At 62.9% G+C, this 22,716-nt stretch carries 17 protein-coding genes; 11 read left to right on the forward strand and 6 right to left on the reverse strand.

Annotation, left to right across the window (positions count from 1 at the left end; genetic code table 11):
* Positions 1–43: 43 nt before the first annotated feature.
* The 3 genes from PQR67_RS13335 to PQR67_RS13345 form a co-directional block, all read right to left on the reverse strand.
* Positions 44–496: a GDP-mannose mannosyl hydrolase gene (locus PQR67_RS13335; RefSeq protein WP_408459453.1), complete on the reverse strand. Its 453-nt coding sequence runs from the start codon at positions 494–496 to the stop codon at positions 44–46.
* A 94-nt stretch (positions 497–590) separates the two neighbouring features.
* A complete protein-coding gene (locus tag PQR67_RS13340) occupies positions 591–740 on the reverse strand; it encodes a hypothetical protein (protein ID WP_408459456.1) in 150 nt (49 codons plus the stop codon).
* A 174-nt stretch (positions 741–914) separates the two neighbouring features.
* Positions 915–3,215 (reverse strand): hypothetical protein, encoded by a 2,301-nt coding sequence (locus PQR67_RS13345; protein WP_408459459.1) that lies wholly within the window; start codon positions 3,213–3,215, stop codon positions 915–917.
* Between the two features lie 819 nt (positions 3,216–4,034).
* Here PQR67_RS13345 and PQR67_RS13350 point away from each other — a divergent pair.
* From PQR67_RS13350 to PQR67_RS13390, 9 genes are all read left to right on the forward strand, one after another.
* Positions 4,035–5,021 (forward strand): GlxA family transcriptional regulator, encoded by a 987-nt coding sequence (locus tag PQR67_RS13350; RefSeq protein WP_408459814.1) that lies wholly within the window; start codon positions 4,035–4,037, stop codon positions 5,019–5,021.
* A 112-nt stretch (positions 5,022–5,133) separates the two neighbouring features.
* Complete coding sequence (locus tag PQR67_RS13355; protein ID WP_408459462.1) at positions 5,134–6,696, forward strand: mannose-1-phosphate guanylyltransferase/mannose-6-phosphate isomerase; 1,563 nt, start codon at positions 5,134–5,136, stop codon at positions 6,694–6,696.
* A gap of 57 nt (positions 6,697–6,753) precedes the next feature.
* Positions 6,754–8,139 carry an undecaprenyl-phosphate glucose phosphotransferase gene (locus PQR67_RS13360; protein ID WP_120346189.1) on the forward strand — a complete coding sequence of 462 codons (1,386 nt, stop codon included), beginning with the start codon at positions 6,754–6,756 and terminating at the stop codon, positions 8,137–8,139.
* A gap of 67 nt (positions 8,140–8,206) precedes the next feature.
* On the forward strand, positions 8,207–9,349 hold the full coding sequence (locus PQR67_RS13365; RefSeq protein ID WP_408459466.1) for a polysaccharide biosynthesis/export family protein: 1,143 nt from the start codon (positions 8,207–8,209) through the stop codon (positions 9,347–9,349).
* Between the two features lie 50 nt (positions 9,350–9,399).
* Positions 9,400–11,634 (forward strand): polysaccharide biosynthesis tyrosine autokinase, encoded by a 2,235-nt coding sequence (locus tag PQR67_RS13370; RefSeq protein ID WP_408459469.1) that lies wholly within the window; start codon positions 9,400–9,402, stop codon positions 11,632–11,634.
* A gap of 98 nt (positions 11,635–11,732) precedes the next feature.
* Positions 11,733–12,851: a GDP-mannose 4,6-dehydratase gene (gene gmd, locus PQR67_RS13375; RefSeq protein ID WP_408459472.1), complete on the forward strand. Its 1,119-nt coding sequence runs from the start codon at positions 11,733–11,735 to the stop codon at positions 12,849–12,851.
* A 5-nt stretch (positions 12,852–12,856) separates the two neighbouring features.
* A complete protein-coding gene (locus tag PQR67_RS13380; protein ID WP_408459475.1) occupies positions 12,857–13,816 on the forward strand; it encodes a GDP-L-fucose synthase family protein in 960 nt (319 codons plus the stop codon).
* Between the two features lie 114 nt (positions 13,817–13,930).
* Positions 13,931–15,073: a glycosyltransferase family 4 protein gene (locus tag PQR67_RS13385; RefSeq protein ID WP_408459478.1), complete on the forward strand. Its 1,143-nt coding sequence runs from the start codon at positions 13,931–13,933 to the stop codon at positions 15,071–15,073.
* A gap of 56 nt (positions 15,074–15,129) precedes the next feature.
* Positions 15,130–16,464, forward strand: a complete 1,335-nt coding sequence (locus PQR67_RS13390) for a glycosyltransferase WbuB (RefSeq protein ID WP_408459481.1) — start codon at positions 15,130–15,132, stop codon at positions 16,462–16,464.
* A gap of 31 nt (positions 16,465–16,495) precedes the next feature.
* On the opposite strand, the gene PQR67_RS13395 is transcribed toward PQR67_RS13390, so the two are convergent.
* Positions 16,496–17,002 (reverse strand): hypothetical protein, encoded by a 507-nt coding sequence (locus PQR67_RS13395; RefSeq protein ID WP_408459484.1) that lies wholly within the window; start codon positions 17,000–17,002, stop codon positions 16,496–16,498.
* Between the two features lie 176 nt (positions 17,003–17,178).
* On the opposite strand from PQR67_RS13395, the gene PQR67_RS13400 reads away from it, so the two are divergent.
* Positions 17,179–17,799 (forward strand): LbetaH domain-containing protein, encoded by a 621-nt coding sequence (locus tag PQR67_RS13400; protein ID WP_408459487.1) that lies wholly within the window; start codon positions 17,179–17,181, stop codon positions 17,797–17,799.
* A 228-nt stretch (positions 17,800–18,027) separates the two neighbouring features.
* A complete protein-coding gene (locus PQR67_RS13405; RefSeq protein ID WP_408459489.1) occupies positions 18,028–19,770 on the forward strand; it encodes an FAD-dependent oxidoreductase in 1,743 nt (580 codons plus the stop codon).
* A 49-nt stretch (positions 19,771–19,819) separates the two neighbouring features.
* Here the strand turns inward: PQR67_RS13405 and PQR67_RS13410 are convergent, their stop codons facing one another.
* Positions 19,820–21,055 (reverse strand): glycosyltransferase, encoded by a 1,236-nt coding sequence (locus PQR67_RS13410; protein WP_408459492.1) that lies wholly within the window; start codon positions 21,053–21,055, stop codon positions 19,820–19,822.
* The gene (locus PQR67_RS13415) at positions 21,052–22,545 is read right to left on the reverse strand and encodes an O-antigen ligase family protein (RefSeq protein WP_408459495.1); all 1,494 of its coding nucleotides are present in this window, start codon (positions 22,543–22,545) and stop codon (positions 21,052–21,054) included. The genes PQR67_RS13410 and PQR67_RS13415 overlap by 4 nt, the downstream gene beginning before the upstream one ends.
* Between the last annotated feature and the right edge of the window lie 171 nt (positions 22,546–22,716).

Below are 22,716 nucleotides of genomic sequence, written 5' to 3' on the forward strand. Positions count from 1 at the left end.
CACACCGGTGGCAGGGCCGTTGGCGCGAACGGTAAGCTTGCCGTTAGCGGAAATAAGCCTTGGTGTTCTCGTGAACGTCGGCGTGCGCGAGCAGCGCCGCCGGCAACAGCCAGAGATATTCGCTGTGCTGGTCGAGCCTGCCGACTGAGACGATGCTGGTGAGCTGCAGCGCATAGGCGAGCACGATGTAGTGCGTCGACACGTCGGGCTCGGCGGCAAAGTTGTCCTGGTAGTGGTGCTCGAAAACGCCTTCGAAGCGTGCAGTCGAGCGCGCCATCCGGGCGATGCCCAATTCGGCCTCGGCAATGCGCGCGAATGCTGCGTCGAGCGTTTCGTCTTTATGAATACGCCCGCCGGGCACGAACCAGGTGTGGCGTGCAGGGCGATTGCGCCGATGGCCGATCAACACGCGGCCCTCGGCGTCGCTCACGATCAGATCGATCGCGACCAGCGGCGTCAGACGTACCACGTCGAGGAAGTCGATCTCGGTCAGCATGTCCTCTCCTGAAGGGGGTGCCGCTTGGGCGTTGCTTGGGCGTTGTTTAGGCGCCGTTTGAGCGCGGGGTGATCGTGAGGCGATCCTGAAGGCGTCAGTAGTCGCGGCGATGCTCATCGTCCTCGGTGAGACGGCTTGAGACACCCGCCAGCAGCAATGCGAACAGAAACGCGCCGAGCGTGGCGAAGAGAAACGCCCCAGCCATTGCGGCCAGCACCAGCATTGTCCATGCGAGCCCGCTCATCTCCTGGCTCCAGCGCGTTGATAGGCATGCGAACCAACATCCGCTTGGATTCTACGTGCGTAGCAAACCGGCTGCACTGTCACATCACGCCGAAGTATCGGTGCGTTGCGACAGCGAGCCATCTTGATCGAAGCGGGTGCGGCGGCCGTGCCATGCAGGCAGCGTATGACAACGCTAGCGGGCAACATAAGCTTCCGGTGTGATCACCGCGTCCTTGAACACACTGGCGTTGGTGGAGACCACATAGATCGGCGTCGGCGACAACTTGAGACCCGCGACGCCGTCGCGATACGGCAAGCTCGATGCGTTGCCCATCATGTCGAACACCGTTACTTCGCCCGAGGTGCCGGGCGCATCGACCCGCAAGCGATAATCCACACGCTGGCCCGCGCTGAAACCGGTTTTAGCGTTCCATGTGTCGTTGTCGTGCGTCCAGAGCGCGGTCACGATCCTGCCGCCGCCGAGCCGGCGGAATGCGTACGCGTATACCCCTTTCGGCAATCCCCTGAGCGGCCCGAGCGTATCCGTGCCGTCAATGATTCGCGTCAGCGCCGCCACCGCGAGCGCGGCAGGTTTGGGGCTGATACGAACCGGGCCGTAAGCCCCATTCGGATGATCCAGTTCGAAGAAGATCCCGTAGCCAGGGGCGGCGTCCGGCATGTCCGCGAGGTAGAACACATAGGTCATGTCCGCGCCTTCGCCCAGCAGGATGAGATGCGTGCGCGCCACGACGGCGGCTTGCGCGGCCAGCACGTTCGCGTCCGGATAGTTCTTGCCGTACGCCGCTCCGATGTCGTAGCTGATACCGGTTTCGGTGACGAACAGGGGCGCGCCGGGTTTCAGGTACTGGCGCATCTCTTGACGCAGCGCCCGCATCGCGGCGGGCAGCGCGCCCTGCACGGTGCCCAGATTGCCCGGGTCGGCAACGCGCTCGGGCGGGTGTGACGGCGTCGTGCCGATGTCGTAGTAACCGTGAATGGTCATGCCGTCCATATAGCGGCCGATTCCGAGCGGACCAAGACGCCGCATCCACTCGACATTGGCCTGCACCGAGGCATAGGTCAGACCCATCACCACGGCATGCGGGTCTGTCTGATGAATGCCCTCCCACACGGCTTTATACATCGCGACGAAATTCGCGTCAGTGTCGCGCCAGGGCAATCCGCCGTCGGCGTCCGGCTCCCATGTAACCTGATAGTAGTTGTCGCGTTGCTGAGGGAAGTAGGTGATCCGCGTGCGGTTGGATTCGGCACCGACTTTTGCCATGTAGTCCTTCATTTGTGCGAGCGATGTCGGCGCGTAGCTGTGTGTCTCCTTGCCGGTTGGACTGGCCCACTGAGGAATGCCGTCAAGCTGGATCAGGCGCATGATGTCGCCGCGCCGGAAATAGGGGAGCAACTGCTTGCTCGCCGGATCGAACGTGCCTGCGTTTTTGGGCTCTTCGGTGTACCAGTTGCGGTTGTCGTTGGCCCACGAAAGGCCGAGCGCCGTATAGACCGGCCGGTAGCCGTCGCCGTCGCAGCAGTGCTGCCCGGGCGCAAGGTAGGCGGTGCCCTGTCCGCCGAAGCGATGCAGGTCCTCATAGGGAAAGCGCACTGCGGGCAACGCAATGGCGGTGTCTGGCAGTACGCCAAAGGTGGCGATGCCCGCAGGACGCGTGCCGCGCGATTCGAGCTGGCCATGTGCGCGCTCCAGCGAAGCCGAGACGGCGAAGTAGCCGGCAAGGCTCGACGCGCAACTGAGGGTCGACAGCGTGGCACCTGCCGTAACGGGGAAGCGGCCGCTGGCGCGCACGGTATTCCAGCCATCGCGGATTTGCCAGTTGAGCGTGTCGTTTTGCGTCGGACGTGTTGTGAAGACGAGTGCGAACGGCTTGTCCACTGCGAAGAGGCGCGTGCCGTCGCCTGGTGTGTCCGCTTCCAGTAGATCGCCGTTTGCCGCCGCGCGTACTTGTGAGGCGGGCGCAGCGCAGCGCAGGCCTTGTCCTGGCGGTGCCTTCAATGCAGTGGGCGCGGCAGCCGCCGAGTCCGGCGCGGTGCTCTCGTTTGCCGTGCTAGTTGCAGTGGCCTTCGCCGCCGCGCTCGAATTAGCACTAGCTGCCGTGAGCGCAACCGCGCAGCGTTTCTCCACCCCGGGTGCCGGATCGCCGAACACACCGTTATTGCAATCGGCGCTGTTGGAGAACGTCTTGATGACATGCTGTTCGACGGTGCCGTACAGCACCTCACGCGTGCCGCTGAACCGGCAAGTGCCGTATTCCGCCGCACAGGGTGCCCACTTTCTGCCGTCGACGCTAAGTTCGGCGTTGCTCGCGCTGTCAGGACCGGCTGAAGCCCCCGCCGCATGACATGCTGAGGCGACGCTGCCCAGCAGGATAAACGCCGCCGCAGAGGCCGCGATGCGCAACGCCAGGCCATGGGCAACACCGGCTCTCGCGAGTGCTCGCAGCGTTCGATATTCGCGTACATTCGACATGTGTTCCCCGTGTGATTCGACGCATCTGCTCCGGCAAGTTCCTATGATGGAACGTCGCCGGATTGCTAGTTCACCAGGCCAGACCCGCCTAAGGCTACCTCGTAGCGCGATCTGTTGCGGAAACCGCATAGACTATTTCCGCAATTCGATGGCGGAAATCTACCGCCTCTCATCCGACAGAATCCGCCATTGGCCCGTCTATTGCCGGGCGGTCTAAAGTTGTCTTATTGCTGTGTTTCACGTTTGAAACATTAATCGTTCCGTTTATATTCTCCTGATCCGATAACAACCAATTAAATAATTTTGTCTCCTGAAAATTGCTTATATTGGACACTGCTTTACATGTCTCTGCCGACCGAAAATATCGTCAGAAGAAAGCCCCTCGGGCATCTGGTAAGAGCAATGAATGATGCATGCAAGGCGGCTACGCTCATTCTGGCGAGGTGATGGAAAGAAGTCACTTCAAATCTGCAGAATAGCGGGCGGATCAAATTACAACTCGACCATTTCGAGTAGCGACTGTATGTGTGACAACGCACAAAAAATCGCGCCAATCAGCATTATGATTCGCAGGTCGTAAATACATTCATATGCAGAATCGGTATTTAATTCATTGAAAAACAGCCAGTGGCGGGATTGTTCCGAAAATCACTGGTCCGCCACCATATCCAAACGCCAACATGTCTGCAGTTTCGGTCATGGCGGCTAAATGCTTGATTGCGGATGACTATGATGCACTGCACAGAGCATGCCTCTGTGTAATGCGTTCAGGGTTGAAAAGTAAATCCAGTTGATCCGTTTTCTGGTGAGAGGATGACTATGACCTGCGCGAGTCTCGAGTCAGCAATGCTGCGCTGGGTGCACGCACCGAACAAGGGTATGCGTCGCATCGCAATACTGATGTTCAACGACTGCTCGCTGCTGGGCGCGGGCGTGGTTGCCGAGGTGTTCCAGGCGGCGAACGAACTGGCATCGTCCGGTTCGGGCGGCGGCTTGTATGACGTTTCGTTCCTGTCGGCAGACGGCGGCATGGTGACCTCGTCGTCGGCACTGCGGGTCTGGACCGACGGACTCGATGCAAGGCATTACGGCGGCTTCGACGCGCTGTATGTCGCCGGCGGCAAAGGGGCCTTCGCCGCAGCCGGCGACGAGCGCCTGATCGCGTGGTTGCGGCGCGTTCGCCGCAACACCGGCATGATCCGGCCGATCGCCGAAGGGCGCGTGCTGCTGGAAGCGGCCTACGTGCCGGACAGCAGGGAAAGCGCAGATTTCCACCAGCCGCAGTCGATGCCGCCGCGCCAGTGCGAACAGAACGGCGATGCGGGCGACCGCCTTGAATCGATGAGAAGCGCGCTCGCCATGATCAAGCGCGATCTCGGCGGCGCGACTGCCCGCACCGTGGCCGAGCGCCTGCTCGCGGATTCCTGCTCGAACCTCGCGCCGCTGCTTGGCGAAGACGGTGGCCTGAGTCCTGGCGACAAAGTGCGCGCGGCGGCCCGTTGGCTGCAAGAAAATTGCCAGCAGTCGATTTCGATTGCCGACGCGGCCCAGTTCGCCGCGATGAGCGAGCGTAACTTCCTGCGCCGCTTCAAGATGGAAATGGGTATCACGCCCTCGAGTTTTCTGCTGCATGAGCGCCTCGCGGTGACCTGCAGTCTGCTCACCGAGTCGGAGTTGCCGGTAGACAAAATCGCCCGGCGCACCGGTATGGGGAATGGTGACCGTCTCGCGAAGGTGTTTCGCAAGCGGATGAGAATTTCTCCCACAGAGTTCCGGATTCAAAGTCGTCGTATGGTCGGCGGATAGCGCGCACGACGCAAACGGGTTGGGCGCGTGTGACCGTCTGGCCAGCCGCGTCTATTACGCAGTGCCTCAGTAAATGTTTCGTTTGCTTTACAGAATTATAAGGAATGCGAATATGTTGACTAAGGGAGCTGAAAGCGCTGTGCCGGCGAAACCGGACGGCGCCCATGCCGGGGCCGCCGGAGCGCGTTGCGCGCGTATCGTCCCGGTCATTCTTGCCGGGGGCTCGGGCACGCGGCTGTGGCCGGTGTCGCGCGAGAATTATCCGAAGCAACTGATCGACGTGGTCGGCTCCGACTCGCTGCTGCAGGCGACCGCGCGCCGTATGGACGGGTTTCCCGCCGGTTGGAACGTCGATGTGTCGCCGATTGTCGTGTGCGGGGAAGAACACCGTTTTGTGATCGCCGAGCAGCTTCTTGAGAACGGCATGGCCGCGCGTCTGATCGTCGAGCCCGCACGGCGCGACACGGCGCCGGCGTTGACCCTCGCGGCCTCGCTCGCGTGCGCGGACGGCGACGACGCGATTCTTATCGTGATGCCGGCCGACCATTCGATTGCGGATGTGCCCGCGCTGCAAGGCGCGCTGGAATGCGCCGCCCGGTACGCCGAACGGGGCGCGATTGCCACGCTGGGTGTGCCGCCCACACGTCCCGATACGGGGTTTGGCTATATCCGCATCGGCGCGCAATTGTCTGATGGTGGCCACGCGATCGACGGCTTCGTCGAAAAACCGGCTGAAGAAATCGCCACCCAGTATGTTGCCGCCGGCACGTATTGGTGGAACGCCGGGATCTTTGTCGTGCGGGCGCGTGTGTGGCTCGACACGCTGGGACGTCTGCAGCCCGATATGCACGCGGCCTGCGAACGCGCATTTGTGAACGGTCGCACAGAGGGCGCGCATTTCCGTCCCCTGACGGACGCGTTCCTGAGTTCGCCCGCCGACTCGATCGACTACGCGGTGATGGAACGTCTCACTGACGTGAGCGCCTCGGACGCGATCCAGCATACGGACTTTCAGGTGTCCGACGCGACGCCCGCCGGCGTGGTGGTACGTCTCGATGCCGGCTGGTCGGACCTCGGTTCGTGGGACGCCGTCTGGGCCGCGATGGAGAAGGACGCCAACGGCAATGCCGGGCGCGGCCGCGTGACCTTCGAAGGCGCGGTGTCGAGCTATGCGCATTCCGAGGGCCGGCTGGTTGCCTGTGTCGGCACCACCAACGTGGTGGTTGTCGAGACGGCCGACGCCGTGCTGGTGGTCGACCGTTCGCATGTGCAGGACGTCAAAGGTCTGGTGTCGCGCATCAAGGCGCAGCACGCCCCCGAGGCGGATGTGCACCGCAAGGTGCGACGCCCCTGGGGTTTCTACGATTCCATCGACCACGGCGAACGCTTCCAGGTGAAGCGCATCGTCGTGACGCCGGGCGCGAAGCTTTCACTGCAACTGCATCACCACCGGGCCGAGCACTGGGTCGTGGTGCGCGGTACGGCGCTCGTCACGCGCGGCGAAGAGCAGTTCCTGCTGAGCGAAAACGAGTCGACCTACATTCCGATCGGCACACGTCACCGGCTAGAGAACCCCGGGAAAGTACCGCTCGAAATCATTGAAATCCAGTCAGGCACCTATCTCGGCGAAGACGACATTGTGAGGTTCAACGACAACTACGGCCGCTGCTCCTAACAGCGGGCCAGAAATCATCTGCGGAAAAGAACGAACGGCCAGAACGAGGTAAGCAAAATGCGCAAGTTTCAGGATCTGCTCGCGCGAGTTTTCGATGTCGCGTTAGTGCTCGCGGGGGCGTCGGTGGCGTCGCAAATCCGCTTTGAGTACCTTGCTCAATCCGGGTTCTATTGGGCGCTGGTGATGTTTTCCGCCGCCTTTGCGCTGGCCATCTTTCCGGCGTTCGGCGTGTATGAATCATGGCGCGGCCGTTCCAAGCTGTCACTTGCCGGGCAGGTGTCGCTGGCGTGGCTGATGGTGCAGGGCAGCGCACTCGTACTGATGTATTCGCTGCACCGTACCGACTTCGTCTCGCGTTTGTGGTTCTCGTACTGGACGGCGGTGACGGGCGGTCTGCTGATCTCTTATCGGCTGATCGCGCACGCCGTGCTGGCGCGCGCACGCAGTGCCGGGCTGAATCTGCATCAGGTCGCGATTGTCGGCAGCGGCTCGCAGTGCGACGCGATCATCCGCCGGATCGAGTCGGCGCCGACTACGGGGTTTCGCGCCGCGGCCGTCTACAACACGCATCCGGACGTGTCGTCCGTGACCAGTTCGCGTGTGCCGGTTTTCGACACCGTGGATGCGCTCGCCGGTTACATCCGCACCAACGACGTGCACGAGCTCTGGCTGATGCTCTCGCTCGCCGAGGAGCCGCTGATCTGTTCGCTGATCGGCGAGTTTCGCGACGACCTCGTGAATATCCGCTTCATGCCCGACGTGCGCAGTCTTGCGCTTTTCGAAGGCAGCGGCGTGATCGATCTGCTCGGCGTGCCGGCGATCAACCTCGTGGCCTCGCCGCTGTCCGCGAGTTCGATGCTGAAGAAGGAAATCTTCGACCGCCTGTTCGCCGCGACGGCGTTGATCGGACTGGCGCCGATCCTGCTCGGCATAGCGATCGCGGTGAAGCTCTCGTCGCGTGGGCCGGTTTTCTTCAGGCAGAAGCGTAAAGGCGCGGACGGCCGCGTTTTCACGATCTACAAATTCCGCTCGATGCGACTGCACATCGAGGAAAAAGGCACGCTCAGGCAGGCCACGCGCAACGATGCGCGCGTCACGAAAGTCGGCGCATTTCTGCGCCGCACGAGCCTCGACGAACTGCCGCAATTTTTCAACGTGTTGCGTGGCGACATGTCGGTCGTTGGACCGCGTCCCCATGCACTCGAGCACGACGACCTCTATCAGAAAGTGGTCGCGGGCTACATCAATCGCTATCGGATCAAGCCGGGCATTACAGGTTGGGCGCAGATCAACGGCTTTCGTGGCGAAACCGACCGCATCGAGAAGATGGAGCGTCGCGTCGAACATGACCTGTATTACCTGGGGCATTGGTCGTTCGCGCTCGATATGCGGATTATCGGCGCGACGATTGTCGCCGGACTGGTGCATCGAAACGCTTACTAAGTAGTTAACAAGCACGCTGGGCGCTCCCTCCCCCGAGGACGGTTCCCTGGCGCAAGGAGGAAACACCATGAGCTCGCTTGGTATACGCACGGGAAGTCTCGTGATTTTCACAGCTACTGCAGCACTGTTTTCCGGATGCGGGGCCGTACCGGGGCAACGCATGATCACGCCAGCCGCGATTCAGGACACGGGTGGCGATTACAGCACGGAACCCTCGGCACAACAGCAGATTCAGATTACCGATATCAATCTCGCGCTGCTGCGCAAGATGAAGTCGGAGCAGACGTCCGCCGCATTGCCGCCGCAGACGGTCGCGCTATTCGGCAAACCGACGGCGTACAAGGTCGGTCCTGGCGACGTACTGCAGATTGTCGTGTGGGATCACCCGGAACTCGCTGCCGCGCTTGGCCAGCCGGCGCAGAACACCAAGCCGACCGACGCCGCGCCTGGTTTTCTGATCGACGAGAACGGCGATGTTCAGTTCCCGTATGCGGGCACCTTGCACGTGGCGGGCAAGGACGTCGCATCGATCCAGAGGGAACTGCATAAGCGCCTGAGCAACGTGTATCAAAAGCCGGAAGTGACGGTGCGGGTCGCCTCGTTCCGTAATGCGCAGGTGTATGTGGACGGCGAAGTGCGCACACCGGGCGCGCAATCGCTCAACGACATTCCGATGTCGCTCACGAGCGTGATCAACCAGGGCGGTGGCTTCAGTGCGAACGCGGACCGCAGCCGGGTCGAACTGATCCGCAACGGCGTGACGTATCCGCTCAACGTGGACGACATGATCAAGCGTGGCCGCAACCCGTCGGACATCTACCTTCAGGCCGGCGACATCGTGCGCGTGGCTTCGCGCGAAGACAGCGGCGTCTACGTGATGGGCGAGGTCAACAAGCCGGCGACCATCCAGCCGATGCGCAACGGTTCGCTGACGCTTTCGCAAGCTATTTCCGATAGCGGCAGCTTCGACTCGAACACGTCGGCTCCGCGGCAGTTGTTCGTGATCCGCAATTCGACCAGCGAAACGCCGGAGGTCTACCACCTCGATGCGACCTCGCCGGTGTCCATGCTGCTCGCCAATCAGTTCGAGCTTCAACCGAAGGACGTCGTGTATGTCGGCCAAGGCGGACTGGTTCGCTTCAACCGCGTGTTGAACCTGCTGCTGCCGGCGATCAACGCGGCTGTGACGGGGGCAGTTCTCGCGAAATAAAAACCGTGCAACGTGACCTTGAACCGCCGCGCTTTGTTGGGTGACAAAAAATGGCAATCAATTTCGAAAATCGCTACACCGACGTGTCCGGACCGGACGAGCTGCATCTGTCGGACTATCTGCGTACGATCGTGAGGGGCTGGCGCACGATCCTCGTAGTGACGTTGATCGCGCTCGCGCTGGGGTGCGCGTACGCGTTTCTCGCTCCGCCGACGTATCGCGCGGACGTGCTGTTCCACGTCGAGGACAAGACGGCCAATGCCAATGGGAACGGCAAGGATTCCTTGCCGCCGCTCACGGGTATGTTCGACACCAAGCCCTCCACGGCGGCGGAAATCGAGCTGCTGAAGTCGCGGCTCGTTACCGAGGAAACGGTCAAGAAACTGCACCTCGATATTTCGGCTGGGCCGCGCACATTGCCGCTCGTCGGCGGAATGATCGCGGGGCTGGTGAATGGGCAATGGGGCTTCAAATTGCCGTCGTTCGTCAATCTGTCGGGTTACGCATGGGGTAACGAGAGCATTGCCGTGTCGCAATTCGACACGACGAAGGAGCTCTACGACACGACCTTCACGCTGGTTGCCGGCGAGGGCGGTTCGTACGTGCTGCGCGACAAGAACGGGATTGCGATTCTCTCCGGCCATGTCGGCGAGACCGTGCAAACCGATACCGCCGACGGTCCGATCACGTTGCACGTCGACAAGCTGGTCGGCGATCCCGGCTCGCGTTTCGAACTGCAGCGCGCCTCCACGCTGGGGACGGTGGATCGCCTGCAAAAGGCGCTCGTGATTGCCGAGACCACATTGCAATCCGGCGTGATCCGCACGAGCCTCGAAGGCGGCGACCCGGCGCTGACCGCGGCGATCGTCAACAGCATGGCACGCGAATTCGTGCGTCAGGATGTGGAGAGCCGTTCGAGCGAAGCGGAGCACATGCTCGCCTTCCTCGATCAGCAACTGCCCGGCTTGCGTAAGGAACTCGACGACGCCGAACAGCGCTACAACAAGTTCCGCAATCAGCACGGCACGGTCGATCTCGGTGAAGAAAGCCGCCTGCTGCTGCAGCAGGTGGTCGACAACAAGACCAAGCTGCTCGATCTGCAGCAGCAACGCGCGGAGATGTCGCAGCGCTTCACGGCGAATCACCCGGCGGTGGCCGCGCTCGACGCCCAGATCGCCGAGTTGCAGAACGCGGCGGCCAGCATGAACCGCAGCGTGGCGGTGATGCCGGATACCGAACAGACCGCGTTGCGCCTGTTGCGCGACGTGCACGTCGATACGGAGCTCTATACCAATCTGTTGAATAGCGCGCAGCAACTGCGGGTGGCGAAAGCCGGCCAGGTGGGCAACGTGCGCGTGGTGGACTTTGCCGAAACGCCTGATGAGCCCGTGCGTCCGAAGCGCGTGCTGGCGATCCTGATCTCGCTGGGCGGTGGCTTGCTGCTCGGCATTCTGCTGACCTTCTTCAAGCGCGCGATGTACGGCGGCGTGGAACGTCCGGACGAACTCGAAGCGGTACTCGGCGTGCCGGTGTTCGCGATCGTGCCGCGCAGTCAGACCCAGTTGCGTCTGCAGGAAAACGTCATGCTGCGCCGTCGCGGCCTTCATGTGCTCGCACAGCAGGCGCCGGAAGACATCGCGGTCGAAGGCGTGCGCAATCTGCGGACCTCGTTGCAGTTGTCGCTCGATCACGCCGAGAACAATGTCGTGATGATTACGGGTTCGCGTCCTGATGCCGGCAAGTCGTTCCTGTCGGTGAATCTGGCGGCGCTGGTGGCGTCGGCGAACAAGCGGGTGCTGATTATCGACGGCGATATGCGGCGCGGCGACGTCCATTCGCATTTCGGCATCGGTCATCAGCCGGGGCTCTCGGACGTGCTGAGCGGCGGCGATCTCGGCGCGATGATCCAGCGCGATGTGCTGCCCGGACTCGACGTGCTCGCCAAGGGCACGCTGCCCTCGCATCCGTCCGAACTGCTGATGAGCAAACGCTTCGAAACGATGCTCGAGGAACTGAAATCGCACTACGACATCGTGATCGTCGACACGCCGCCGGTGCTGGCCGTCACCGACTCGACGGTGATCGGCAAGTACGCCGGCACGACGCTGCTGGTGGTGCGCCACGGCCGCCATCCGCTGAACGAAATCGCCGAAACCGCCAAACGGCTGTTCAACGGCGGGGTATCGCTCAAGGGTGTCCTGCTCACCGACGTGCCTCAGGAAGGGGCGTTCCTCGGTGCGGGCTATCAAGGTGGCTATTACGGCTACGACAGCATCGCCGGCTGAGGGCCGGAGGCTGATGCGGCAGCGGCTCCGCCACGGAGCCGCTGACTCGATCGCGCCGTGAAACCGGCGCCGCAAAGTTCAACGAGGGAGAGAGCTCCATGAATCGCAAGGTCGCGCTGATCACTGGCATTACTGGACAGGACGGGTCGTATCTTGCCGAGCTGCTGCTCAGCAAGAACTACGACGTGCATGGCATCAAACGCAGGTCATCTCTGTTCAATACAGACCGGATCGATCACCTCTATCGCGACCCGCACGACCCGGATCAGCGACTCTTTCTGCATCACGCCGATCTGACCGACTCGACCAGCATCCTGCGCGTGATCCAGCGCGTGGAGCCCGACGAGATCTACAACCTCGCGGCGCAGAGCCACGTGGCGGTCTCGTTCGAGGAGCCGGAATACACGGCCAACGCTGACGGCCTCGGTGCGCTGCGGATTCTGGAGGCGATCCGGATTCTCGATCTTCAGCACAAGACGCGTTTTTATCAGGCGTCCACCTCGGAGCTGTACGGCCTTGTGCAACAGGTGCCGCAGTCCGAGACCACGCCGTTCTATCCGCGCAGCCCGTATGCGGTCGCCAAGCTGTTTGCCTACTGGACCACGGTCAACTATCGCGAAGCGTATGGGCTCTATGCCTGCAACGGGATTCTGTTCAATCACGAATCGCCGGTGCGCGGCGAGACCTTCGTGACGCGCAAGATCACGCGCGCCGTGGCGCGCATCGCGGTCGGCATGCAAAAGGTCCTGTATCTCGGCAATCTGTCGGCGCTGCGCGACTGGGGTCATGCGCGCGACTACGTGGAGATGCAATGGCGCATGCTGCAGCAGGAGCAGCCGGAGGACTACGTCATCGCCACCGGTGTGCAGTACAGCGTGCGGGAATTCGTTCAGCATGCTGCCGCCGAGTTGGGTGTGACGGTGCGTTTCGAAGGCACCGGCGTGGATGAAATCGGTATCGTCGAGAAGGTGGAAGGGCGCGAGATCAAGATGTCGCCGGGCGACGTGATCGTGCGTGTCGATCCGCGCTACTTCCGGCCCGCCGAAGTCGAGACGCTATTGGGCGATCCGTCGAAAGCGCATGCGAAGCTCGGCTGGCAACCGACCACGCCGTTCAGTGCGCTGGTCAAGGAGATGGTGCGGTCCGACTATCAGATTGCCAGACGTGACGCGCTGGTCACGCTGGCCGGTTTTACGGCGCTGGAACACCACGAGTAACGGCGATGAACAAACAAGCACGCATCTTCGTTGCGGGCCACCGCGGCATGGTCGGTTCGGCGCTGGTCCGGCGGTTGAATGCCGAGGGTTACCACCATGTCGTCACGCGTTCGAGAGCGGAACTCGATCTCACGGATCAGGCCGCCGTGAACGCGTTCTTCGAACACGAAAAGATCGACGTGGTACTGCTCGCGGCCGCGCGGGTGGGCGGCATTCTTGCCAATGCGTCGCGGCCGGGCGAGTTCATCTACGACAACCTGGTGATTGAAACCAACGTGATCCATGCCGCGTATCGCGCGCAGGTGGAGCGGCTGGTGTTTTTCGGTTCCTCGTGCATTTACCCGAAGCAATGTCCGCAGCCGATCCGCGAGGAGTATCTGCTGAGCTCGCCGCTCGAACCGACCAACGACGCTTACGCGATTGCGAAGATCGCCGGTCTCAAGCTGTGCGAGGCATACAACCGCGAATACGGCACGCAGTATGTCTCGTTGATGCCGACCAATCTGTACGGCCCGAACGACAACTACGACCTGAACAGCAGCCATGTTTTGCCGGCGCTGCTGAGGAAGGCGCATGAAGCGAAAGTGAACGGCTCCGCGACGCTGACGGTGTGGGGCTCCGGCACGCCGCGCCGCGAGTTCCTGCACGTCGACGATCTCGCCGCGGCAACCCTCTTTGTACTTGAGCACAACGTGACAGACGGCCTGTTCAACGTCGGGGTGGGTGAAGACCTGTCGATTCGCGAGCTGGCCGAATGCATCTGCAAGGTGGCGGGCTTCGAGGGTGAACTGGTGTTCGACGCGTCCAAACCCGACGGCACGCCGCGCAAGCTGCTCGACGTATCGCGGCTCGCGGCCATGGGCTGGCACGCGACCATTGGCCTCGACGAGGGCATCGCGTCCACCTATCGGGAATTCGTGGCGACACATGCCGGCTCGACACCTGCCGCCGCCCTGCAGGCCTAAGCGCGCACGGATTGGCCGGCGGACGCGGTTCCGGGATTGGGGGAACGCATGGGGTGCTTCGCGCGCATTGCGCGCAACGCACACTGGGACGATTTTTCGAGGAGTGGCATAAAAATGACAGCGTCAGTCACGATCTTCCACAACGTCGTGTGGTCGCGTCACAAGGGTGTCGTGTTCTCTGCTTTGCATAACATTTCGGCATCCGGCGCGATTCGCTACTCGATGGTGCAGATTGCGGATACCGAGCACGACCGTGTCGGTTTTTCGGATGTCGATTATTCGTACCATCGCTATCCGATGCAGAAACTGTTCGACGGTTGCTACGAAGATGTGCCGACGATGAAGATGATCGCGCGGCTCACCTGGGAAGTGTTGCGAACCAAGTCGGACCTGATTGTTCTGCCGGGTTACCACCGTCCCGAGTACTGGGCGATGCTGGCGGCGTGCATCGTGACCGGCAAGCGGCGCGCGGTGTTCTGCGATTCGACCGCGCGCGACCGCCCCAAGAAGTTACTGACGTCGATTCCGAAGCGCGTGTTCTTTTCATTGTGCGACGGCTATTTCGGTTTCGGCGAGCGTAGTCGCGAGTATCTGCTCTCGCTCGGCGCGAAGCGCGACAAGATTTTCGTGCCCTGTCAGGCGGCGGCGATGCCCGGGTCGTTTTCACCGGAGCGCGCGCTGGTCGAGCGGGTGGCGGCGCGCGCCGGCAATGCTCCAATTTTTCTGTACGTCGGCCGTCTTTCCGAAGAGAAGGGTATCGGCACGCTGATCGAAGCGTTCGCCGGCTTGCGGCGCCGTACGCCGGCGGCGAAGTTGCGCATTGTCGGTACGGGGCCGATGGCGGACGTGCTGCACGCGAAAGTGGCCGACCTTGAACTGGGCGATGCGGTGACCTTCGCCGGCAGTTTGCAGGACGAACCGCTGACCCAGGAATACTACGGTGCGACCTGCATGGTGTTGCCGAGCTATAGCGAGCCGTGGGGACTCGTTGTCAACGAGGCGCTTGCGCATGGCTGTCCGGCGGTGGTCAGCGAGAGTTGCGGCTGCGTGCCGGAACTGGTGATCGACGGCGTGAGCGGATACGCCTTCACGGCGGGCGACGTCGCCGGACTGCAGCGCACGATGCTCAAGGCGATGGAGGCTTTCGCCGACGCCGGCGGCACGGCGCGCCGTTGCATGGATGTGATTCGCCGCTTCGATCCGCCTTCCGCCGCTGCCAATATCGCTCGTGGCTGCGCGCTGATGCTGAGCGACTGACGCGCGGCGTGGGCCGTCGCGGATGAGAAAAGCTCTAACACGTTCTGGCAGCCACAATGAAGATCCTGATCTACGGCCTCAATTACGCGCCTGAACTGACGGGAGTGGGCAAGTACACGGCGGAAATGGCGGTGCTGCTCGCCAGCCGCGGCCACGAGGTTCGCGTGGTGTGCGCGCCGCCCTATTACCCTGAGTGGCAGGTGGCCGACAACTACGTGTCCTGGCGGTATCAGCGGGAGACGCGCGACGGCGTGACGATCTGGCGCGCGCCGCTGTGGGTGCCGACGCATCCCAACGGCCTGAAGCGGATGCTGCATCTGGCGAGCTTCGCGGCGAGCTCGGTGCCGCTGCTTGCCCGGCAGATGCTGTGGCGGCCCGATGTGGCGATGCTGATCGCGCCGACCTTGATGTGCGCGCCGGCCACGCTGGCGCTTGCGCGTCTCACGAGCGCGAGTGCGTGGGTACATATTCAGGACTTCGAGGTCGACGCGGCGTTCGATCTGGGTCTGCTGAAGAGCTCGCGCGCAGCCCGCGCGGCTCGCTGGATCGAAGGCACCTTGCTGCGGCGCTTCGATACGGTGTCGTCGATTACGCCGCAGATGAGTTCACGCGTGGTGCTCAAGGGTGTGGAGACTTCGCGGGTGGTGTGCCTGCCCAACTGGGTCGATGTGTCGACCATTTTTCCGCTTTCGCGCGCGAGCGACTACCGGCGTCTGCTAAGCATTCCAGATGACCACAAGGTGGTGCTGTACTCGGGCAACATGGGTGCGAAGCAGGGTATCGAAACGCTAGCCGATGCGGCGGCATTGCTTGCCGGACGTGCCGACGTCACCTTCGTTTTCTGCGGCAGCGGCGCCGCGAAAGAGAGTTTGCTTGAACGTTGCGCGGGACTGACGAATTGCCTTTTCATTCCGCTGCAGCCGGTGGAACACCTGAACCAACTGCTCAATCTCGCCGACATCCATGTGCTGCCGCAACGCGGCGATGCCGCGGATCTGGTGATGCCGTCGAAACTCACGGGCATGTTCGCCAGCGGGCGCGCGGTGGTTGCGATGGCGCGGCAAGGCACGGGTCTCTACGACGCGGTCTCGCCGCGCGGCGTGGTCGTGCCGCCTGACGACGTCAAGGCGCTGGTGGCGGCGATCACGGATTTGGCGAGCGATCCCGTGCGCCGCGCGGCGCTCGGCAAGGTTGCACGCGACTACGCGGAACGCGCGCTATCGCCGGAGTCGACCATCGGGACTTTCGAGGAACGGCTCGCGACGCTGGTTCGCGAATCACGCGGCAGGCGCGCAAATGTGGAGACGCCGTACTTCGGCAGCGTGCGACCTTCACCCGCGGCGGCCCGCCCGCACAAGCCGGCCACCACGGAGGAAGCCGCGCCGGATTGATCCGGCACGCGGCCATCTCATGAATGCGACATCACCACGGGGACTTGTAGACGGCGTGTTTGGCGGGAGCGTACGGATCGGCGTAGGTGGTTTTCGCGGCGCCGTCGGGCATCAGACCGTCGGCAGCATTGGGACCGCCTGGCTGGCCCGCCACGCGCACTTTGCCGTTGGCGCCGGCAGGCAGGGTGTTGTTGCGCAGGCCTTTGCGGACCGCTGGCTGCGCGCCTTGTCCTCCCAACACCGTCATGCGCTGTTCGTCGAGCAGCGCGGCTTGCTGGGCGTCGGCGGTATTGCCCTGTTGCGCGTCTGGCGAACCGTAGTCGCGCGGAGCGCCGAGCAGATCCGCTTCGCTCTTGCGATGCGCCACACCGGGTTTGACGGGCGCTGCCGCAGTGGGCGTGCCGTAGCTGGTCGCAGCCGTGGCTGCGAGGACCGGCGCAGCGGGCGCGGGTGCCGCATTCTGCGCGAGGGCCGGTGCGGCATAGGTGGCAATGGCGAGAAACAGCGAGGTGCTTGTGTGCCGAAACGTGATGGTCATCGGATGCCCCAGGAAGATGCGGTCGCAATAGAGCTATCGTGCGCCACGCAGCACGCGTGCAGCCGCCAAAACGCTTGCCCGGACGGCCATCTATCCGGATTCAGTAAGGAGTCGAAACATAATATGAGAACGAGTCATGGGTATCCCGACTTCCATTCGTGGTCCGGAGAAAAGTGATGGGCAACGTTGCCGACGATCCGCAAATCGGGCGTGCGCCGCAAGCCGAAGGCGTGCGCGAGGATGGCCGCGTCATCGATCTGGGCGCGGCGGGAAAGGGAAACTATCGCGCGAGGCGCGGCGCCCTGATCGAACTCATCTGGTTCGTGGTTGAGGCCTGTGTGATCAACAACAAGCTGCTGCCTCTCTCGTCGGTCCGGGTGGCGCTGTTGCGTCTGTTCGGCGCGAAGATCGGCACGGGTTGCCGCTTCGTGCATCCATTGCGTGTGAAGTCGCCATGGAATCTGGAGGTGGGCGATAACTGCTGGTTCGGCGTCGACGTCTGGCTCTACAACCAGGCGCTGATTCGCATCGGATCGAACGTCTGCATTTCCCAGGGTACGTTCCTGAGCGCGGGCTCTCACGACATGAGCACGACGATGGATCTGCGCGTGGCGCCGATCGTGATCGAGGACGGCGTCTGGATCACGTCGAAATGCGTGGTGCAGATGGGTGTGACGATCGGCCGGTCGGCCGTGGTGACGCCATTGTCCGTCGTGCATCGTTCGCTCGATCCAGAAGGGGTGTATGGCGGCAATCCATGCCGCTTTATCCGGAACCGTTTCGATTCCGTGACCTGAAGCACAGATAAAGAACCGCAGCGTTTGTACGCTGAGGAGGCCAGTCGTTGACAAGCCGGAATGTCGGCGGCCGCAATGGGATTGTCGATCGTTACTTTGGATCGTCACCCGCGGCGAAGCCGGTCAGGTGTCCGTTCACGACATGTGCGTGGTTTGCTTGCCAGCCCCGGTTGGATGAGTAGCCGGATTGACGCACTCAGAAATGCAGGAAGAAGATGGGGAGTAGGGATGTTTATCGATACTCGCACTGTTCAACACAATACGGCCATTGAAACGACGGTCTGCATTATCGGCGGAGGTGTCGCCGGGATTACGCTTGCACTGGAGATGTCGAGGGCCGGGGTCGACACCTGCATGCTCGAAAGCGGGGGCTTCGGGCCGGATGACGAAACCCGCGATCTCTATCGCGGCGAGAACGCCGGGCTTCCCTATTCATTCGCGGACGGCTCGCGCAGCCGCTACTTCGGCGGCAGCAGCAACTGCTGGGGCGGCTGGTGCCGCCCGCTCGATCCATGGGACTTCGAGAAGCGCGACTGGATTCCCCATAGCGGCTGGCCGTTCGGTCTCGAAGAACTGGCGCCGTATTATGCACGTACCCATGAACTGCTGAAGCTCGGTCCGCAGAATTTCGACCCGGCCTACTGGGAGCGCGAAATCGGGCGCCATGACGTGCGCCGCATCCCGCTCGCGACTGGCGATATGCGCGATACCGTTGCGCAGTTCAGTCCCCCGGTGCGTTTCGGCAAGGCTTATCGTGACGAGCTGTCGCGCTCGGCACGGGTGCGGGTGTTCCTGTATGCGAATGTGCAGAACATCGACGCCGACGCACAGGGGACTTCCGTTTCGCGGCTCCAGGTGGCCACCATCAGTGGCCGCAAGATGACGGTGACCGCCAGAATCTTCGTGCTGGCCACGGGCGGCATCGAGAACGCGCGCCTGCTGCTCGCCTCGAACAACGTGCAGGCGGCGGGCCTCGGCAATGCCAACGATCTGGTGGGCCGCTACTTCATGGATCATCCGCGGATGATGTCGGGGAAGGTGCGTTTTCGTCCGGGCAACGCGCGCAACAAGCTGTATGACATCAAGTATCACTATCAGAATGCCGCGGTGTCGGCGCACGGCACGAAGATATCGTCGCAGTTCGCACCGAAGCAGGAACTGATGGAGCGCGAGAAGCTGCTGAATTCGCGCGTGTGGCTCTATTCGCGCTGGTACGGCGAAGGCACCGCGGGCTCCGAGGCGCTGATCCACTGCAAGGAAGCGCTGCTGCAGAAGGACCAGCCGGGCCGGAGCCTGAAAACCGATGTCGCGACGATGATCGCTCACCCGCTGCACACCGTCGGCTACGGCTTGACACGGCTGTTGCAATGGCCGGTGCTGATCACCGACGTGACCTTGCAGGCCATTGTCGAAGCGGTGCCCGATCCGGATAGCCGGGTCACCCTGTCGGCGGATAAGCGGGACCGCTTCGGCATGCCGCGTGTGAAGGTGGAGTGGCGGCTGGGCGACCAGGTGCAGCGCACTTTCGACAAGACGTTCGCATTGCTCGCACAGGAGTTGCGGATGGCCAATATCGCGGACGTCGAACTCGACGCGCCGCTCGAGGGCCGGCGCTGGCCTGCCAAGCTGGAAGGTACGTGGCACCACATGGGCACCACACGCATGCACGATTCACCGCGTGAAGGCGTGGTCGACCGCGATTGCAAGGTGCATGGGATGAGCAATCTCTATGTAGCGGGCAGCTCGGTATTTCCGACCGTCGGCGCCAACTTTCCGACCATCACGATCGCCGCGCTTGCGCTGCGCCTCGCGGGTCATCTGGTGCGGCAACTCGATGTTCCGGATATCGTCGGGCATACGCGAAACGATGCGGCCAACAGTTCCATGATGTCGATTCAGACGCAGCAGCCGCAGGTCGAAACCCTGCCGATCGCCGCGTCGAGCTTGACGCCGTTGATGAAGGAGCAGTGAAGAGCCACGGTGACGGCGCGCGCCAGGCGGTGCGCTGTCACCGGCTCGGTCAGGTGTTCGGTTGAGTTCGCGGCTGGGTGTTCGATTGGGTCCCGCGCGGCGCGGTGAGCGTGGTTTCGCGCGTTCCGCCGGCGTTGCCGTGTGTTTCCAGCAACGCGGTCAGTGCGCTGACCATGGTTTCGATCCTGAAGCGTGCTTCGAACGTGCGGCTCGCCTGAGCGCGCATGGCGGCGCGCGCGGTGTCGTCGAGTTCGAGCCAGCGCACGAGATTCTTTTCCGTACCGTCGAGCGTGTCGGCGGCAACCATTCCCGCGCCATCCGCTTCGATTTCACGCCACACGTTGACCTTGTCGGAGATTAGCGCGGGCAGTCCGCAGCCGAGCGCCTCGGCAACCGCTACGCCGAAATTCTCCTGATGCGAGGGCAGAACGAACACGTCGCTTGCATGAAACGCGCCCCACTTGAGATCGCCCTGCAGCATGCCCGGCAGGCTGATGCGCTGCGCGATGCCGGCCGCTTGGGCTTGCGCGCGCAGGCTGGTCGCCCAACCGGTCTCGTCGGGGCCCGCGATCACGAGATGCAGCGACTGATCGCGGCTGGCGACACGGGCGAACGCGTCGATCAGCAGATCACAGCCTTTCTTTGCATGCACGCGGCCGAGGAACAGCACGATGCGTTTGCCGCGCAGGCCGGGAACGGCCTGCAGGAACGCCTCGCGCAAGGGCGCGGCTTCATGCAGCGGCACGGTCGTGCCGTACGGCACGACCTGTTCGTGCGCGCGGTACAGCCAGAACGATTGACGCGCGCGGGTGCGCTCTTCCTCCGTCGTAAAGACGACGGCGCGTGCGTCGCGCAGGACCCGATATTCGGCCCATGGCCAGTACAGCCACTTCTTCAGATGCTTGAGCGGGTAGGCCTGCTTGAACCAGGGGTCGAGCATGCCGTGCGTGTACACGTAGTAGGGCACGCCACTTTTGCGCAGGGCCTTCCATGCCGCAAAGCCGTGGTATTGCCACAAGCCGTGCACGATGACCGCGTCGAACCGGTTTGCGTTGGCGGTGATCCACGGCGCGAGTTGCGCGCTGTAGCTGTAGCGGCTGTTGACGGGCCCGAATGCGTGGACCGGAAACGGAAAGGTCGCGAGGTAGGCGTCGCCGGGGGCATCGCAGGTGGCCACTTCGATGTGGTGCCCGGCGTCCTGCATCGCCACGCCGCTGCGGCGCACGCCTTCAACCGGACCGCCGGCACGCGGATCGACGCTGGCAAGCAGATGGAGAATTTTCATCGGACGAATTTCGGTCGATTGACGCTGCGGGGCGACGCCGTGCGCGACACGAGGGTGCCGAACTGGCTGGAGCGGGGGGCGGGGTTGGTCGCGCGTGACATGCCGAGCGTCGTCGCGAGATCGGCGCGGCCCATGCCGGGATGGATTCTGCCCGGCAATTCCGGCATCACGGCCGGGCGCAAACGTGGCGGCGTGCGCACGCGCTTGACCCGCGCCGGCAGCGCGCGCTGCAAGCGGGCGTGGGTGGCGATCATCAGGCCGAGGGCGACGCCGAATACGAGCCCGGAGAAACGCGGGCCGAGCGGATTGCCGCCGATCGACGTGGCGGGCAGCGCGGCAAACAGCATGATGGCGCGCCCTAGCACCGGGAGCATCGGCGCGTCGGGAACCACCGAACGCCAGTAGCGGTACGAGAAGAAGCAGATCGTCAGGGCGGCGAGCGTCGCCAGTGGCATGGCGATGCCGAACAGCAGGCCGCCCGCGAAGAATTGATAGACCCAGAAGTTGTGACCCGCGGCCCATTCGTTGATCGCGTAGAAGTCTTTCTCGCTGATCTGGCCGGCGAGGTCCGGCAGGTAGGCGGGCGAGTAGCGATAGTAGTGGCCGTAGCCCGCGCCGAACAGCAGCGTTTCCGGTGCCGCCGTTACCTGGTCGTACTGATCGCGCATCTCGGCGAGCCGGGTCACGGTGGTCGGGTCCTTGCCAGTGACGGTTTCCTCCGACGCGAAGATGCGCTGCGTCCAGTGCTCGGCGACGGTCGGAATGCTCAGTGCCGCGATGCAGGCCACGCCGCCCAGCACGGCGCCGGCGATCAAGGTACGGGCGGCCGCGCGCCAGATCTGCTGGATCGACGGCGCGGACAGCGCCATGGCGACCAGAAACAGCAAGACGGTGCCGATCAGCAAACTGCGCGTGACGCTCAGTAACTCGACGATCACGCTGCCGGCGAATACGGCAAGGGTAAAAAAGGAAAATCGTTTGGCAACGAGGAATTCGTGCAGCAGCACGCCTTGCAACCCGAGCAGCGTGACGGAGATGATGCGAAAGCGCACGTCGTCGAGATCGCCGCCCGTCACCATGCCGTACACGAAAGTGAAGACCAGACTGATCACGTTGGCGACGAACAGCGCTTTCTCGAACTGCGAGATTCTGTATTCGCTCCACGGGCGGCAAGCCACGAGGTAGCCGAGCAGGAACAGCGCGAACGGCAGCAGCACGCGCAAGTAATTACCCGTGTCGTTATCCTGAACGAACTGGGCGACGATGCTGCCGAGCACACACAGCAGCAGACTGAACGTGATCACCGAGCGCAACCGCGAGCGCTCGCGAAAGCGCGGCGCAATCAGCACGAGGGCGAGCCCCGCGGCGATGGCCGGAATGACCAGCGCGGACTGCGCGAAGTGAGTTACGTTGGCGTCGGTCGCTTTGTAGTCGAATGCAAGCGGTAACAGAAAAAACCATATCCAGAGCGTCGCATACTGGTGGCGCATTGCTGATTCCTCCCCGTGCTGTCGATCCGCCGTCGGTCCGTAATAGACGGTCTCGCATCGGGTCATTGTCCGGGAATCCGGCCGCCTGAATGTTCGGTATACCCGGTTTCGTCGCCCATTACCTGGGTTCTGGCGATGGTGGCAAGAGCGGTCTCTGCAAGATGCGCACAC

The sequence above is a fragment of the Paraburkholderia fungorum genome (assembly GCF_046026025.1).
Lineage (GTDB): Bacteria > Pseudomonadota > Gammaproteobacteria > Burkholderiales > Burkholderiaceae > Paraburkholderia > Paraburkholderia fungorum_E.